Source organism: Pseudomonas donghuensis, from assembly GCF_000696345.2.
GTDB lineage: Bacteria > Pseudomonadota > Gammaproteobacteria > Pseudomonadales > Pseudomonadaceae > Aquipseudomonas > Aquipseudomonas donghuensis.
In genome coordinates this window covers 2,483,570-2,499,088 of the sequence record NZ_CP071706.1, presented here as the reverse complement: position 1 = coordinate 2,499,088, position 15,519 = coordinate 2,483,570, and the positions used below count along the sequence as shown (strand labels likewise).

Annotated in this window: 16 protein-coding genes; 9 read left to right on the top strand and 7 right to left on the bottom strand. The window is 64.5% G+C overall.

Annotation, left to right across the window (positions count from 1 at the left end; all coding sequences use genetic code 11):
- Nucleotides 1-25 precede the first annotated feature (25 nt).
- Genes BV82_RS11660 through BV82_RS11650 form a run of 3 tightly spaced genes read left to right on the top strand, consistent with a single transcriptional unit; the run spans nt 26 to nt 1,913 of the window.
- Nucleotides 26-445 (top strand): LIC_13387 family protein, encoded by a 420-nt coding sequence (locus BV82_RS11660; protein WP_010221778.1) that lies wholly within the window; start codon nt 26-28, stop codon nt 443-445.
- The gene (locus BV82_RS11655) at nt 442-867 is read left to right on the top strand and encodes a hypothetical protein (protein ID WP_010221776.1); all 426 of its coding nucleotides are present in this window, start codon (nt 442-444) and stop codon (nt 865-867) included. Before BV82_RS11660 ends, BV82_RS11655 begins: the two co-directional genes overlap by 4 nt.
- Nucleotides 864-1,913: an NAD(P)/FAD-dependent oxidoreductase gene (locus tag BV82_RS11650; protein ID WP_036996027.1), complete on the top strand. Its 1,050-nt coding sequence runs from the start codon at nt 864-866 to the stop codon at nt 1,911-1,913. Before BV82_RS11655 ends, BV82_RS11650 begins: the two co-directional genes overlap by 4 nt.
- Here the strand turns inward: BV82_RS11650 and BV82_RS11645 are convergent.
- The gene (locus BV82_RS11645) at nt 1,903-2,778 is read right to left on the bottom strand and encodes a LysR family transcriptional regulator (RefSeq protein ID WP_036996030.1); all 876 of its coding nucleotides are present in this window, start codon (nt 2,776-2,778) and stop codon (nt 1,903-1,905) included. The two genes, BV82_RS11650 and BV82_RS11645, sit on opposite strands and share 11 nt — an antisense overlap.
- Before the next feature lie 131 nt (nt 2,779-2,909).
- Here BV82_RS11645 and ampC point away from each other — a divergent pair, with 131 nt between their 5' ends.
- Nucleotides 2,910-4,064: a class C beta-lactamase gene (ampC, locus tag BV82_RS11640; RefSeq protein ID WP_010221773.1), complete on the top strand. Its 1,155-nt coding sequence runs from the start codon at nt 2,910-2,912 to the stop codon at nt 4,062-4,064.
- A 196-nt stretch (nt 4,065-4,260) separates the two neighbouring features.
- Here ampC and BV82_RS11635 read toward each other — a convergent pair whose 3' ends face one another.
- Together BV82_RS11635 and BV82_RS11630 are read right to left on the bottom strand one after the other, a co-directional pair.
- Nucleotides 4,261-4,884, bottom strand: a complete 624-nt coding sequence (locus tag BV82_RS11635; protein WP_010221772.1) for a glutathione S-transferase family protein — start codon at nt 4,882-4,884, stop codon at nt 4,261-4,263.
- Nucleotides 4,885-4,887: 3 nt separating this feature from the next.
- Nucleotides 4,888-5,679 (bottom strand): helix-turn-helix transcriptional regulator, encoded by a 792-nt coding sequence (locus BV82_RS11630; protein ID WP_010221771.1) that lies wholly within the window; start codon nt 5,677-5,679, stop codon nt 4,888-4,890.
- 166 nt (nt 5,680-5,845) lie between these two features.
- Here BV82_RS11630 and BV82_RS11625 point away from each other — a divergent pair, with 166 nt between their 5' ends.
- The 3 genes from BV82_RS11625 to BV82_RS11615 all read left to right on the top strand — a co-directional run bounded on the left by BV82_RS11625 (nt 5,846) and on the right by BV82_RS11615 (nt 9,293).
- A complete protein-coding gene (locus BV82_RS11625; RefSeq protein ID WP_010221770.1) occupies nt 5,846-6,964 on the top strand; it encodes a DmpA family aminopeptidase in 1,119 nt (372 codons plus the stop codon).
- A gap of 86 nt (nt 6,965-7,050) precedes the next feature.
- On the top strand, nt 7,051-8,424 hold the full coding sequence (gene ppnN / locus BV82_RS11620; protein ID WP_036996031.1) for a nucleotide 5'-monophosphate nucleosidase PpnN: 1,374 nt from the start codon (nt 7,051-7,053) through the stop codon (nt 8,422-8,424).
- 182 nt (nt 8,425-8,606) lie between these two features.
- Nucleotides 8,607-9,293: a TIGR04211 family SH3 domain-containing protein gene (locus tag BV82_RS11615; protein ID WP_010221768.1), complete on the top strand. Its 687-nt coding sequence runs from the start codon at nt 8,607-8,609 to the stop codon at nt 9,291-9,293.
- 18 nt (nt 9,294-9,311) lie between these two features.
- On the opposite strand, the gene BV82_RS11610 is transcribed toward BV82_RS11615, so the two are convergent.
- Nucleotides 9,312-10,235, bottom strand: coding sequence for a DMT family transporter (locus BV82_RS11610; RefSeq protein WP_036996032.1), 924 nt, complete (start codon nt 10,233-10,235; stop codon nt 9,312-9,314).
- A gap of 96 nt (nt 10,236-10,331) precedes the next feature.
- On the opposite strand from BV82_RS11610, the gene BV82_RS11605 reads away from it, so the two are divergent.
- Both BV82_RS11605 and BV82_RS26510 read left to right on the top strand, forming a co-directional pair.
- Nucleotides 10,332-10,889 carry a helix-turn-helix domain-containing protein gene (locus BV82_RS11605; protein ID WP_010221765.1) on the top strand — a complete coding sequence of 186 codons (558 nt, stop codon included), beginning with the start codon at nt 10,332-10,334 and terminating at the stop codon, nt 10,887-10,889.
- A 13-nt stretch (nt 10,890-10,902) separates the two neighbouring features.
- A complete protein-coding gene (locus BV82_RS26510) occupies nt 10,903-11,424 on the top strand; it encodes a methylated-DNA--[protein]-cysteine S-methyltransferase (RefSeq protein ID WP_036996034.1) in 522 nt (173 codons plus the stop codon).
- 94 nt (nt 11,425-11,518) lie between these two features.
- Here BV82_RS26510 and BV82_RS11595 read toward each other — a convergent pair whose 3' ends face one another.
- The 3 genes from BV82_RS11595 to BV82_RS11585 all read right to left on the bottom strand — a co-directional run bounded on the left by BV82_RS11595 (nt 11,519) and on the right by BV82_RS11585 (nt 15,514).
- Nucleotides 11,519-13,918, bottom strand: a complete 2,400-nt coding sequence (locus BV82_RS11595; RefSeq protein ID WP_036996035.1) for a TonB-dependent siderophore receptor — start codon at nt 13,916-13,918, stop codon at nt 11,519-11,521.
- A gap of 100 nt (nt 13,919-14,018) precedes the next feature.
- On the bottom strand, nt 14,019-14,981 hold the full coding sequence (locus tag BV82_RS11590) for a FecR domain-containing protein (protein ID WP_036996036.1): 963 nt from the start codon (nt 14,979-14,981) through the stop codon (nt 14,019-14,021).
- On the bottom strand, nt 14,981-15,514 hold the full coding sequence (locus tag BV82_RS11585; protein ID WP_036996038.1) for a sigma-70 family RNA polymerase sigma factor: 534 nt from the start codon (nt 15,512-15,514) through the stop codon (nt 14,981-14,983). Before BV82_RS11585 ends, BV82_RS11590 begins: the two co-directional genes overlap by 1 nt.
- Nucleotides 15,515-15,519: the final 5 nt, after the last annotated feature.

Sequence of the window (15,519 nt, the reverse complement as noted above, 5' to 3'; positions counted from 1 at the left end):
TTATTCACCTGCCAAAGGATTGCCCGTGATCGCTCAACTACTGATCTGTGCCAGCGCCGCCATCGCCCTGCTACTGGGCACTGTGCACCTGGTCTATACCTTCGCCAGCAACAAGTTCCAGCCGCGTGACCCGGCGCTGGGCGAACAGATGCAAAAAATCTCCCCGGTGATTTCCCGGCAGACGACGGTGTGGCGTGCCTGGGTGGGTTTCAATGCCAGCCATAGCCTGGGCGCCATGCTGTTCGGCCTGGTGTATGGCTACCTGGCCCTGGCAGCACCGCAGGCGCTGCTGCGTGACGGCTTTCTGCTGGGCCTGGGGGTTGTGTTCCTGGCGAGCATGGCGCTGCTGGCGCGGCGCTACTGGTTCAACATTCCCCTGATCGGCATCAGCCTTGCGCTGTTGCTGTTTGTTGGTGCCGTCATGCTTCAGGCCCTGCCGCTATGAGGCTGTTGCTGCTGGGTTTGATGCTGGTCGGCACGGCTTGCGTGGCCGATGATGAAGACTATCCGGACCCGCTCTACGGCTTTGTGGTCGGGCCTTATGCACTGGTCGGTAAACAACCGGACAACGGCGCCACGTATTCGGGCCGGGCCACCCTGCGCTATCTGGACGGTCAACTGGTGCTGGCGAAGACCATCGACGGCAAGACCCGGACGGCCATCGGCAAGGTCGAGGTCGCGGCCATCGCCCGCGCGAAAGTGCTGCGCTTCACCTGGCCCGGACACTACTCGACCTGCCTGGCCCACAGCGACCTGGATAACAACGCGCGCCTGACCTGTTACTGGCAGCGCAACGGCGTCGAGCACAAGGAGCCCGGTATGGAAAGCTACTTCCCGACCGCCACCTGGCCGGAGAATCGCCAATGACCACCGACCGGCAACGCCCGAACGTCGTAGTGATCGGCGCCGGTATCGTCGGCGCCTCGATTGCCTATCACCTGAGCAAGCATGCCCAGGTGACGGTGATCGACAAGGGCCAAGCAGGCCTGGGCGTCACCTCACAGGCCTTTGGCTGGCTCAACACAACGTCGCCACAGCCCGGCGAATTTGCCCAACTGCGCGGCCTGGCGATTGCCGAGTATCACCGGCTGCAAAACGAGTTGGGCACGGCGCCGATCAACTGGACCGGCGCGCTGTCGTTCAACCAGGCGCTGTCGCCTGCTGACGGCGTCGAGCCGATCGACCCCGCTCGTGTGCAACAGCTTGAGCCGCATTTCAAAGCGCCCCGGCAGCAGGCGCTGTTTGCGCCGCAGGAAGGCTCCATCGACCCGCCAGCGATGACCCGTTTGCTGCTGGAGCGCGCCCAGGCCAACGGCGCCAACGTGCTGATCGACACCCAGGTGCTGGCCATCGAATGCCTTGACGGCGCCGTCGCGGCACTCGTTACGACTGGCGGGCTGATTGCCTGCGAGCGCCTGGTACTGGCGGCCGGCACCGAGTGCAAGGCCTTGCTGCAGCCCTTGGGCGTGACATTACCGCTGCACCCGTCGCCGTCGATCCTGATCCGCCTGCGGGCACACGAGCGACTGGTGCACACCCTGATCGCCAGCAACGATCTGGAAATCCGCCAACCGACGCCCGAGCAGGTCCTGGCCGCCGAAGACTACCTTGATGCCGACGGCGAAAACGGCCCCGAGGCTATTGCCCAGCGGGCGCTGAATACCATTCGGGACAGTTTGCATCGGGGCCAGGAGCTTGAACTGATCAGCACCGAGGTTGGCTGGCGGCCCATGCCGGATGATCGCATTCCGATCATCGGGGCCTTGCCCGCTGTCAGCGGGCTGTACCTGGCGGTGATGCATTCGGGCGTGACCCTGGCAGCGGTGGTCGGTCGCCTGGTTGCGCAAGAGCTGATCGATGGCCAGCTTGCGCCCGAGCTGCGAGGCTGCCGGCCTTCACGCTTCAGCCTGTAGCCGCCTTCGACAACCAGCTTTTGAACGCTGCCATCGCCGGGCTCTCGGCCTTCGACTGCAGGCGCGTCAGCCAGTAGCTACCGGTGCTGATGCTCAAGGCAAACGGCTGGCGAATGGCATCGCTGGCCAGCAGCCGTTCGAACATCAGCGGCGGTGCCAGGGCCACGCCAGCGCCTTGCAGGGCCGCTTCCATCATCCCCAGCGACGAATCGAAGACCATGGTCCGCGAAGGCTGCACCGCGCCCGACAGCCCGGCGGCCTGGAACCATTCGGTCCATTCATCGCTGCGGTAGGAGCGCAGCAGGGTTTGTTGCAACAGATCGGCAGGCGTGTGCAGCTGCAGCGCAATCGACGGCACACACAGCACCGACAGCGGCGCCTCCAGCAGCGGCTGCGCATCGATGCCATGCCAGGCGCCGGAGCCAAAGCGAATGGCATAGTCCAGGCCTTCGGCGGCGACATCGACGCGGTTGTTGTTGGTCGACAGGCGCAAATCGATAAACGGGTGCAGGGCCTGGAACTCGGGCAGGCGCGGCAGCAGCCAGCCGACGGCAAAAGTGCCCACCGCGCCCACGGTCAGCACCTCGCGATAATGGCCGCCGTCGAAGCAGTCGAGCGTCTGGGCGATGCGGTCGAAGCATTCACGCAGCACCGGCAGCAAGGTCTCCCCTTCGCTGGTGAGCATAAGCCCGCGCGGCAGGCGCTTGAACAGGGTGACCTTGAGCTGGGCTTCGAGGCTCTTGACCTGATGGCTGACCGCCGCCTGGGTCACGCACAGCTCGATAGCCGCGCGGGTGAAGCTCAAGTGCCGGGCCGAGGCCTCGAACGCACGCAGGGCGTTCAGGGGCAAGTGTGGTCGGATCATGCAGACTCCCAAATTTTTCTAATGGCTGCTGCGAAATATCATCGTTTGTGGAGCCTGCGCCGAACGCCTAGATTGGCGCTCCCTGCTGCAGCCAGGCTCACAACAGTCCACTTATGGAAAGGTTGCCGATCATGCACCAAAAAACCAACCTCAAGCCAGGGATTCTGGCCGCCCTGACCCTTAGCCTGGTCACCGGGCAAAGCCTTGCCGATACGTCGCTGGCATCCACGGTAAACGCCGCCGTGCGCCCGCTGATGCAGCAACAGGCCATCCCCGGCATGGCCGTGGCCATCAGCGTCGATGGCCAGCAGCACTACTTTAACTACGGAGTAGCGTCGACGCAGAGCGGCCAGGCGGTGAACGCCGACACCCTGTTCGAGATCGGTTCGGTGAGCAAGACCTTCACCGCCACCCTCGCAGGCTTTGCCGAGGCCAGCGCCAAGCTGAGCCTGGGTGACCCGGCCAGCAAGCACTGGCCTGCGCTCAAAGGCACGGCGTTCGATGGCATCACCCTGCTCAACCTCGGCACCTACAGTGCTGGCGGCCTGCCCTTGCAGTTCCCTGATGAAGTCAAGGGCGAGGCCGACCTGCCCGGCTACTATGGCCACTGGAAGGCCGACTACGCGCCTGGCACCCACCGGCTGTACTCCAACCCCAGCCTTGGCCTGTTTGGCTACCTGACGGCAAAAAGCCTGGGTACGCCGTTTGCCGAGCTGATGGAGAAACAGCTGCTGCCGCAACTGGGCCTGCAGCACAGCTACCTGCAGGTGCCTGCCGCACAGATGGGCAACTACGCCCAGGGGTACAACAAGCAGGACCAGCCGGTGCGTGTCGGCCCCGGGCCACTGGATGGCGAAGCCTACGGTTTGAAAGTGACGGCGGTGGACCTCTTGCACTACCTGGACCTGAACATGCAGCCGCACAGCCTGAGCAAGCCGTTGCAACGGGCCATCGCCACGACGCAGACCGGCTACTACCAGGTCGGTGAAATGACCCAGGGCCTGGGTTGGGAGCAGTATGCCTACCCGGTAAGCCTGGAACAGCTGCAAGCCGGCAATGCGCCGTCCATGGTGCTGCAAGCGCAGCCGGTGACCTGGCTTAAACCGGCGCGGCCACTGCCGGCCAACACTTTGTTGAACAAGACCGGCTCGACCGATGGTTTTGGTGCCTACGTAGCGTTCGTGCCGTCAAAACGCATCGCCATTGTGCTGCTGGCGAACAAGAACTACCCGATTGCCGAGCGGGTGAAGGTGGCGCATCGGATCCTCACGGCTCTGGCCAAGTAGAATCGCGGGGCAAGTCGAGGCGTCGCCCCGCCGCTCCCACAGTGGATTTGTGTACGCCGGACCTGTGGGAGCTGGCTTGCCAGCGATGAAGCCGGTGCAGCCAGCACACCCAGTGTTGCCTGAATTGCGACCGCTGCGCGCTCGATCGCCGGCAAGTCCGGCTCCCACAGGTCCTACGCAGTGCTTAAAGTTGACCTCACGGCAACCCGTTGCGCCCGTGCAAGCGATAGCCTTCACGTTCGCTCAGGCGATCGTAGTAAGCCTCGACCGCCGGCAGCGCCGGGCGCTCCAGCGGCGTCTGCAGCCAGCGGTTGACCGACAGGCCGATGGGAATGTCAGCCAGGGAGAAATCCGCGCCACTGACATAGGCTCCGGTACGCTCCAGCTGACGCTCAAGGAGGGTCATGTTGCGCGCCCAGTTGCGGCAACCCGCCGCCAGCGCTTGCGGGTCCTGGTGGGTCGCGGCCTTGCGCACCAGCGAGACAAAGGCATAGCTCCATGAACCGTTGAGGTCAGTGGCCTGCCAGTCCATCCATTGATCGACCCGCGCCCGCGCCCTGGGCGCGGTCGGGTACAGCTGCTGACCGCCATACTGGCCGGCCAGGTAGCGGATGATGGTGTTGGACTCCCACAAAACGAAATCACCGTCGACGATCACCGGCACCATGGCGTTGGGGTTCAGCGCCAGGAACGCTTCATCCTCGGTCGAGCGAAAGCCCGAGCCCCAGTCTTCGCGCTCGAACGGCAGCTGCAATTCGGCGCAGGTCCACAGCACTTTGCGCACGTTGATCGATGAAGCCTTGCCGAGTATCCGTAGCATCACTCACTCCTGATGGTCGTGTTGTCCCAGGTGTTGCAAAAACAGGCTGAACAGCTCCGATTGGGACGATACCCCAAGCTTGCTGTACAGGTTGCGGCGGTGCACCTTGACCGTCTCCTGGGAGATGTCCAGGCGCTTGGCGATGGCCTTGCTGGAGTTGCCGCGCAGCACCAGGCGGGCCGTTTCCAGTTCGCGGGCCGACAGGGTGTCGCTGCCAAAATGCTCCAGGGCGCGCTCCACCGGCGTCGAATGCTCTGTGACCTGCTGAGGATGCTGCTGGTGCCAGTGCTGGCGCATCAGCGCCAGCAGCCACGGCGCCAGCAGGGTCAACTGGCCGATGGCGGCAGTGTCGTAGCGCTGATTGGCGCCCAACGAAATGGCCAGGACCTTGCCCGCGTCGAGGTTGAGGATCAGCTGCAGCTCGTCCTCGCCGACCAGGGCGCGAAAGTAGTTGTTGAAGTAGTCGCTCTTGCGAAACTCGTCCGGCGCCACCTCTTCCATGCGGTACACGCCATCGGCCAGGCCGTCGCGCATGGCCTGGATGAACGGGTCGAGCAGGTACAGGCCGCCCAGGTACAGCGGTGCCGCCGCAGGCGCATTGCGAAAACCACGGTCGAACTCCTCCAGCACCACAGGCGCACCCTCACGCTCCACCAGCAGGGCCAGCGCTGTGTCGCAAGGCAGCAGTTGATCGAGCAGCACGATCAACTGGTGCCAGAACCCCGGCCTGCCCAGCTGGTCAATGACCCGGGCCAGGCCATGGTGATGGGCGGCGGCTTCGAATAGCAGGTTCACCGGTAACTCCTAGGGGGTAACGATTGGGGGGAATCGCCAGCGGCAGGTCGAGTTCCTAGACTCTGCACACCGGCACGCAGTATTGCCGTTGCTCGAGCACTTGTCATGCTGTGCGAGCAACGGCCATTGCGGGCCCTTCAAACCTTTCAACAGGAGCTGTGAATCAATGCGTGTACGTGATCTGGGCATTCGAATCGGCGTGGGCAACCCTGGCGCATTCAACGCCATCACCGATGTACCGGGCGTGCGTGTCGGCCATCACACCGTGCAGCGCGGCAGCGGCGACAACGCGGTCAACACCGGGGTCACGGTGATCGAGCCACGGGCCCGGGCCGCCAGCCTGCAGCCGTGCTTTGCCGGCGTGCACGTGCTCAATGGCAATGGTGATGCCACTGGCCTTGAGTGGATTCGCGAGGCTGGCCTGCTGACCACCCCGATTGCCTACACCAACACCCACAGCGTCGGCGTGGTCCGCGATGCGCTGGTGGCGGCCGAGCGCGAGATGGGCAAGGCCCGTACCTACTGGTGCATGCCCACGGTGCTGGAAACCTACGACGGCGTGCTCAACGACATCTGGGGTCAGCATGTGACTGCCGAGCATGTCCACGCAGCGCTTGGCGCGGCGCAGTCGGGGCCGGTGGCCGAAGGTTGCGTCGGTGGCGGCACCGGGATGATCTGCCACGAATTCAAGGGCGGTATCGGTACCTCTTCGCGGGTACTGGACAGCGCGGCCGGCGGCTGGACCGTCGGCGTGCTGGTGCAGGCCAACTACGGTGTGCGCGGCGCCTTGCGGGTAGCCGGCTACCCGGTCGGCCAGGTGCTGGGGGAGGTGCATTCACCCTTTAGCGCACCGCGCACTGTCGGCGAACCGGGCATGGGCTCTATCGTCATCACCCTGGCCACCGACGCGCCGCTGCTGCCGCACCAGTGCACGCGCCTGGCGCAACGGGCCAGTGTCGGCCTGGCGCGGGTCGGCGGCGGCACCGAAGACTCCAGCGGCGACATCTTCATCGCCTTCTCCACCGGCAACAGCCTGCCGGCGGCCAACTTCGGCCACCCGGGGGCGCCGACCAGCACGGTGCAGATGGTCAACAACGACCATATCTCGGCGTTGTTCAGCGCGGCGGCCGATGCCGTGGAGGAAGCCATCGTCAATGCCCTGCTGGCGGCCACCGACCTTGAGGCCCATGGCAGCAAGGTGCTGGCCCTCAAGCCCGAGCAATTGCTCAAGGCCCTGCACGCCGTGGGTTGGCGGGCCGCGCCAGATACTGCTGACAAGGCCTGACAGCGAAAGGCACTCGTTGCTGCGACAATTTGTCGGTATGGTGGTGTTCTGAAGATGGACGTTTACCCGCTCACAGGAAACCCAGAATGCCCCAACGCGAAGTCATCAATGCATCTGTCAGCCCAAAAGGCAGCCTGGAAACACTGTCTCAACGAGAAGTACAGCAACTGAGTGAAGCCGGTTCCGGCAGCCTGTACACCCTGTTCCGCCAGTGCGCGCTGGCAATCCTCAACACCGGCGCGCATGTCGACAACGCCAAGACCATCCTCGAGGCCTACAAGGACTTCGAGGTACGCATTCACCAGCAGGACCGCGGCGTGCGCCTGGAGCTGCTGAACGCGCCGGCTGATGCCTTCGTCGATGGCGAAATGATCGCCAGCACCCGCGAAATGCTCTTCAGCGCCCTGCGCGATATCGTCTACACCGAAAGCGAACTGGCCAGCCAGCGCATCGACCTGGAAAGCTCCCAAGGTATCACCGACTACGTTTTCCACCTGTTGCGCAACGCCCGTACCCTGCGCCCGGGCGTGGAGCCGAAAATGGTCGTGTGCTGGGGCGGTCACTCGATCAGCACCGAGGAATACCAGTACACCAAGAAGGTCGGCCACGAGCTGGGCCTGCGCAAGCTGGACGTCTGTACCGGCTGCGGCCCGGGCGTGATGAAAGGCCCGATGAAGGGCGCGACCATCGCCCACGCCAAGCAGCGCATGAGCGGCAGCCGCTACCTGGGCCTGACCGAGCCGGGCATCATCGCCGCCGAAGCGCCCAACCCGATCGTCAACGAGCTGGTGATCCTGCCGGATATCGAAAAACGCCTGGAAGCCTTCGTGCGTGTCGGCCACGGCATCATCATCTTCCCCGGTGGCGCCGGTACTGCCGAAGAGTTCCTCTACCTGCTCGGCATCCTCATGCACCCGGACAACCGTGGCCTGCCGTTCCCGGTGATCCTCACCGGGCCGAAAAGCGCGGCGCCGTACCTGCAGCAGCTGCATGCCTTCGTACGTGCCACCCTCGGCGAATCGGCGCAGGCGCATTACCAGATCATCATCGACGACCCGGCCGAAGTGGCCCGGCAGATGGTCGACGGGCTCAAGGAGGTCAAGCAGTTCCGCCGCGAGCGCAATGACGCCTTCCACTTCAACTGGCTGCTGAAGATCGAAGAGGGCTTCCAGCGTCCCTTCGACCCGACCCACGAAAACATGGCCGAGCTCGCGCTCAGCCGCGAACTGCCGCCGCACGAACTGGCCGCCAACCTGCGCCGGGCGTTTTCCGGGATTGTCGCCGGCAACGTCAAGGACAAGGGCATCCGCCTCATCGAAGAAAAAGGCCCGTACGAAATCAAGGGTGACAGCGCTGTGCTCGAACCTCTTGGCCACCTGCTGCAAGCGTTCGTCGACCAGCACCGGATGAAGCTGCCGGGCGGTGCCGAATACGTGCCCTGCTACCGCGTCGTGAGCTGATTCAAGCCCCTCCCCCGTTTGCGGGCACAGCCTGTGCCCGCAACATTTGCTGCTATTTTCCTACCCCGCTCAGTGAACCTGCCTGCAGAAATATGGTCTTTCAGCTGGCGGCCTGCGCGCACGCCGCCTCTTCACCGGCCCAGTCATCGGGCTTTTATTGTTTATTTCACGCGAAGACCATCATGCCTATCTCTCGTCCTGTTGCTGCGGCGCCCACGCTGTTTTCCTCCTCCAACCCGGGCGCGCGCCGCCTGCTGACGGCCAGCCTGATAGGCGCCCTATTGGTCCTCGCCACCCCGCTACAGGCCGAAGAAGCTGCCAGCAGCAACGAGCGCTGGGTCAGCGACAGCCTGGCCACCTACGTGCGCAGCGGCCCCACCGATGGCCACCGCATCGTCGGCAACCTCAAGTCCGGGCAGAAGGTCACCCTGCTGGCCACCCAGGGCAACTACAGCCAGGTGCGCGGCGAGTCCGGCGACACCGTGTGGATCACCAGCAGCGACCTGCAGACCGTGCCCGGCCAGGCCGAGCGCCTGCCGCAACTGACCGGGCAGGTGACCCAGCTCAGCGAGCAGTTGAAAACCATCGACGACAGCTGGAAGACCCGGGTGCAAGGCATGCAGGAGACGCTTGATTCGCGCAAGGCGCTGATCGACGAGCTGGAAGCGCGCAACAAGGCGCTGAATGCCGAGCTCGGCGATACCCAGTCGGAACTGCGCAGCACCCAGGCGCGCCTGGGTGACGAGAACAAGCAGGTGCTGATGCGCTATATGGTCTACGGCGGCGGCATCGCCGGTGCCGGCCTGCTCGCCGGCTTGATCCTGCCGGCCTTGAGCCGTGGGCGTAAGCGTAATGATCGGTGGTTCTGAGGAATAGTCCTGGGACGCTCAGCGCCCCCTGTGGGAGCTGGCCTTGCCAGCGATCGGCCGCGCAGCGGTCGTGATCCGCAGCGTCCAGCCAAACGTCATCCCCGCCGCTGCCAGCAGAATCAACCCTGAACCCGCCAGTTGCAGCACGCCCAACGGGTGCCCCAGGGCCAGCCAGTCGACCAGGATCGCCACCACCGGGTAGATGAACGACAAGGCGCCGACCAGGCTGGTGGGGATCTTCTGGATAGCGCTGTACAGCAGGGTCGACATCAGCCCGGTGTGGACGATGCCGATGGTGGCCAACCAGGCCCAGGTAGCGGGCGCACGCGTCAACCCCGGCACCTGCGCAAAGGGTGCCAGCAGCCCTACACCGACCAGCATCTGGATCAGCACGATCAATTGCGGCGCCACACCGTGCAATCGCTTGGTGATAACGGCGGCAATCGCATAGAAAAACGCCGCGCCCAGCGCCATTAACACGCCCAGACGGTAGTCACCGGCGACAGCATCAGCGCTCGATCCGGCCATGACGATCAGCAGCATCCCCGCGAACGCCGCCAGCAACCAGCCGGCTTTGTTAGCGGTCATCTTCTCGGCGAACAACAGCATCCCCAAGCCCACCAGCATAAACGGCTGGGTGTGGTAGACCACGGTGCTCACAGCGATCGAGGCATGCCCATAGGCGCTGAACAGCAACACCCAGTTCAACACCAGCGCCACCCCGCCGACTGCCGCCGCCAGTGCCTGGCGCCAGCTAATCCTCCCGCGCCGCAGCAAACCCAGCCCGGCACAGGCCAGCAGTAATGCCAACGCACCGAACAGGCAGCGCCAGAACACCACGGCGGCCGCAGGCTGGTCTGCGGCCAGGACGAACCAGCCAACCGTGCCGGAGATCAGCATGGCGGCGGTCATCTCCAGGGTGCCGCGTGTTTTCAGGTGCATGGTGGGCTGACTCCTGTCATATCGAACAAAGGTCCGTTATGCTGAACAGATGAAAACCGTTCGTCAAGACGAACAATTGACCGGTATAGCGAACACATGATCGAAGCACACTCCCCCATCCTCCTGCTGGCCAGCGCCATCCGCCGCGAGCGTGAGCGCCTGGGCCTGTCAGTGACCGAACTGGGCAAGCGCGCAGGCCTGGCCAAGTCCACCCTGTCGCAGCTGGAGTCCGGGGTCGGCAACCCCAGCCTGGAAACCCTCTGGGCCCTGGCCGGCGCGCTGCAGGTGCCGGTCAGCCGGCTGATGGGCCAGCCGCGCCAGCATGTGCAGGTGATTCGCGCCAATGAAGGCGCCGCCAGCCACGCCGAGCAGGCCAATTACGCCGCCACCTTGCTCGCTGCCTGCCCGGCGGGGGCTCAGCGCGATATTTACCGGGTGCGGGTGCAGCCCGGTGAGCCACGGCTGTCAAAACCGCATCCACCGGGTACCCTTGAGCATGTGATCCTGTGCCACGGCCGCGCCCGAGTGGGCCCGGTCGAGCAGGCGGTGACGCTGGCGGCCGGCGACTACATGAGCTATTCGGCCGATACCCCGCATCTGTTCGACGCGCTGGACGCCGACACCCTGGCCGTGATGCTGATCGAACACGCCTGAACGAGGACTGCCCATGAGCGAATTGCTGCTGCGCCGCCTGCACTTGCCGGCGCCGATGGGCCAGGTGCTGATCGTCAGTGACGGCCAGCAACTGTTGGCACTGGAATTCGATGCGCCCGAAAAACGCCTGCTGCGGCTGCTGCGCACCCGCTTCGGCACAGGCGTGCAGTTGCGTGAAACCGCGGGGCTGGCGGCGCTCGCCGATGCCGTGCAGGCCTACTGCACGGGCCAATTGCAGGCGTTTGATACAGTGCCCCTTGACGCTGGCGGCACCCCGTTCCAGCAGCGCGTCTGGGCGGCGTTACGAGCCATCCCGGTGGGCAGCACCCGCACCTACGGGCAGATCGCCGCACAGCTCGGCAACCCCGCAGCCGCGCGGGCGGTGGGCTTGGCCAATGCGCTGAATCCGGTGAGCCTGGCCATCCCCTGCCATCGGCTGGTCGGCAGCAACGGCGCGCTGACCGGCTATGGTGGCGGTATTGAACGCAAGCGCTGGTTGCTGGAGCACGAACGTCGTAACTCAGACGACGGCTGATGTTGGCTGAACCGGCCTCATCGCTGGCAAGCCAGCTCCCACAGGTACGGCGTACACAGATTTGCTGCGGGAGTGGCAGGCACCCTACTAACAGTCAAAAATCCCAGCGTGTAGTCAACATCAAGTTGCGCGGGTCACCATAAGACATCGAATTATAGAAACCGATATTGGTGTAATAACGTTTATCGAACAGGTTATTGGCATTGACTGTTGCCGACAGGCTGTCGGTGATCTGGTAGCGGGCCATCAGGTCCACCAGCCAGAACGGGTCCTGGGCGAACTCCTGGTCGATGTCCTTGGGCTGATTGTGCAGCACCTGCCAGCCCTTGCCCTGCCAACGCGCACCACCGCCGACGGTCAGCCGCTCCAGTGCGCCCTTGAGCTTGTAGCTGGTGTAGAAGCTGACCTGGTCTTGCGGCTCCCAGGTCGAAACCTTCTGGCCATCGTCATCGCGAATCACTTTATGGGTGTAACCCGCCTGCAATTGCCAGCCCGGCGCCAGCTCACCCGAGACTTCGGCCTCGAAGCCCTTGGTCTTGGCTTTCACGCCCATCCAGGCGAAGGCCACGTCGGGGTTGGTCGGGCTGCCGTTGTACGGGTTGTCCTCGACCGTACGATTGCTCTCATGGATCTCGAAATAGGCAAGGCTGGCGTTGACCCGGCCGTCAAGGAATTCCCCCTTCAGACCCAGTTCGTAGTTCTGCCCTTCGTCCGGGTCCAGCAGGCGGTTGGTACGGTCACGGAACCAGGCGTCCTGGGGCATGAAGATATCGGTGTAGCTGGCGTACAGCGAGTAGGTGTCGTTGAGGTCATAGACCGCGCCAAGGTACGGCACCAGGCGGTCGTTTTCCTTGTTGTTGTCCTCGATCCCGTCGTAGCTGTAGTTGACCAGGCGCCCGCCGAGCAGCAGGGTCAGGTCGTCGGTCGGGTGCAGGCGGGCTGTGAGGTAGGTGCCGTTCTGGCGCACCTTGTCGTCGGTGCGCGCCGCCACCGGGCCCCAGTCGGGTTCGGCAATGTCGCCGTCCCAGTTGGGGAAGTCCGCGATGTTGTTGTTGGCATGGGTGACATTGCGGTAGTCGTTGCCCTTCCAGCGCGAGGCGGTGAAGGAGTTGCCGATCACCAGCTCATGCTCGCGGCCGAACAACTGGAACGGCCCGCTCAGGTACAGGTCGAGGGAGTTGCTGACGGTTTCGCCGGTGTACTTCTGTGCATAGATACCGGCGGTGCCGTCCTTGCGCGGCTGGTAGCCCTGGATCGAGCCAAGCGGCGCGTGGTAGCCGTTGATCTTGTGATCGAGCTGGGCCTTGGCCACCCAACCGCTGTCCAGATGATGTTCGAGGCTGGCGAACACCGTGCGGGTGTACTGCTCCCAGCTGCTCCATTTCGCCGCGTTGTTGAAATGGTGCGAGACATTGTTGGTGTCACCATTGCCATCGAACAGCGGCACGGTGCCCGACCAGCTGGAGCCTTTGGGGTTATTGTCCTGGTAGTCGGCGCCGACGGTCAGCAAGGTGTCGGGGTCGAGGTCGAATTCGAGAATGCCGTAATAGACGCTGGTCTTACGCTGGTAGTGATCAAGGAACGAATGCTTGTCCTGATAGGCCGCCACCGCCCGGCCACGCACATTGGCGCTGTCGGTCAACGGGCCGCTGACGTCCAGCTCGCTGCGGTAGTTGTCCCAACTGCCGGCACCGAGGGTGAAGTGGCCCTTGAACTCGGCGGTGGGCTTTTTGCGCACCAGGTTGATGGTCGCGCCGAGCGAGCCTGCACCGGTCAGCAATCCGGTAGCGCCCTTGAGCACTTCGACGCGGTCGTAGATGGCCATGTCGCTGAGGCTGTTGCCGGCCGAGTAACCGACGTTGCGCGAGGTCGAGGGAATGCCGTCGTACTGGAAGTTGTTGATGGCAAAGCCGCGTGCGTAGTAGCTGTTGCGCTCGGTGTCATAGGCCGAGACGGTGATGCCCGGCGTATGGCGCATCACGTCGTCGATGTTGTTCAGGCCAAAATCATCCATGTGCTGGCGAGTCACCACGGTGATCGATTGCGGCGTTTCACGGGGCGTCAGTACCAAACGCGTGGCCGTGGCGATGGTGCCGGGGGTGTAGGAATGGCTCTCCTCGGTAATGGTACCCAACTGGTTGCTGGTAACCTCTGTGGCGCTGAGGTTGATCGCGCCCGCCTCGCTCACTTCCCGTACCAGGCTGTAGCGCCCGTCCGCTTCCTTGATCACCGCCAGGCCCTTGCTGGCGAGCAAGGCACGCAGGCCCTCCTCGACCCCGTACTGGCCATGCAGGCCTTCGCTGCGCTGGCCCTGGGTCAGCGCCGGGTCAAACGACAGCACCACTCCAGCCTCGGCGGCAAAGCGGGTCAGCACCTGACCCAGATCATCCTGCGCCAGGTCGTAGGTACGCGTGGCCGCTTCGGCCTGGGTCATGCTCAAAGGCAACAACAACGCGCAACAGCGCAGGGCGTGGTGAATCCGGCGGGTTCTCATTCGATGCGTTCTCTTCTGGTTGGCATTCAGGCAGTGGGCCTGCCTCCCATAAGTCGAACGACAAGACGAATTAATATCATTTGCATGAAAAATACTTTAGCTAACGGGCCTGCACCGTCACCCAGTACGGCGTGCGCAGGCTGACCCGCACCGGCAGCGTGCTTTCCAGGGCGCGGAAAATCTGCGCCTGGTCGTCGAGCCTGAAGGTGCCGCTGATGCGCAGCCCCACCACCTCCGGCGCACAGCGCAACCAGCCGCGGCGGTAGCGCGCCAGCTCGGCGACAAACGCCCCAAGGTACTGCTCGTTGGCGATCAGCAGGCCTTTGCTCCAGGCGTCCAGGTTGGTTTCCAGTGGCGAACTGAGCACCAGCGCCGGGTTGGCGAAACGGCATTGCTCACCGGCCTCCAGCAGCGCTCCGCCACCCTGCTCGCCCGGCAGCACCCGCACGCGGCTTTCGAACACGGCCAGGCGCGTGGTGTTTTCGCCGGCCAGCACCGAGAAGCGCGTGCCCAGCGCCTGCAGCGTGCCGTGGCGGGTTCGTACCAGGAAGGGTCGATTGGCCGGGTCCTTGGCGGTAGTGATCAGCACCTCGCCGTCGCGCAGCACCAGCAAACGCTGCTGAGGGTCGAAACGTACATCCAGGGCGCTGGCGGTGTTGAGCTGGACCTGGCTGCCATCGTCCAGGGTCAGGCTCAGGCGTTCACCGGTGCGGGTGTGGTAGTCGGCGAACCAGGGGCCTTGGCGCCCCTGCTGGTAACCGGCCCAGCCCAGCCCGCCGGCACCGGCGACCAGGACCAGCCCCTTGAGTACACCGCGCCGGCCCATCGCCGGCTGCTGGCCGGCCAGCTCCAGCGTGCGTCCGGCCAGGCGCGTGGGCATTTGCTGCAGGCGTTGCTGCACCCGTTCGACCTGCTGCCAGGCCCAGCGGTGCTGCTCGTCGGCCTGCATCCAGGCGTGCCAGGCGGCTTGCTCGGCATTGCCGGCGCTTTCGTCACCGAGGCGCGCACGCCAGGCGGCGGCCTGCTCGAGGGCGGCGAGTTGGCGCGAGTCCAGGGCGGCCATCAGTCGGCCTCGTGCTGCAGGCTGTACAGCGTGCAATGGTGCAGGGCCTTGGCGATGTCGCGGTTGACCGTGACCACCGAGATGCCGAGGGTTTGGGCGATGGCCTTGTAGGTCATGCCATCGAGTTGCGACAGCAGAAAGGCCTTGCGCACCCGGGCGCCGAGGCCTGCGAGCATGGCGTCCAGTTCGCAGAGGGTTTCCAGCAAGATGGCCCGGCCTTCGGCAGAGATATCCAGGGCTTCGGGCTGCTCGGCCAGCGCTTGCAGCCAGGCGCGTTCCAGCCGCGCGCGGCGAAAGTGGTCGATCATCAGCCGCCGGGCGATGGTCGCCAAGTAGCCACGAGGTTCACGCACGGCGCGCAGGCGGTCACTGGCATCGTCGGCGCTGAGCACGCGGACGAACACGTCCTGCATAAGGTCGGCGGCCAGGTCCTGGCATTCCACCCGCGGCCGCAGCCAGCCGGTCAGCCAGCGGTGATGAGCCTGGTAGAGGTGGCTGACCTGCTGGCGCAGGGCGGGGTTGGAATCGGTCATGGCGA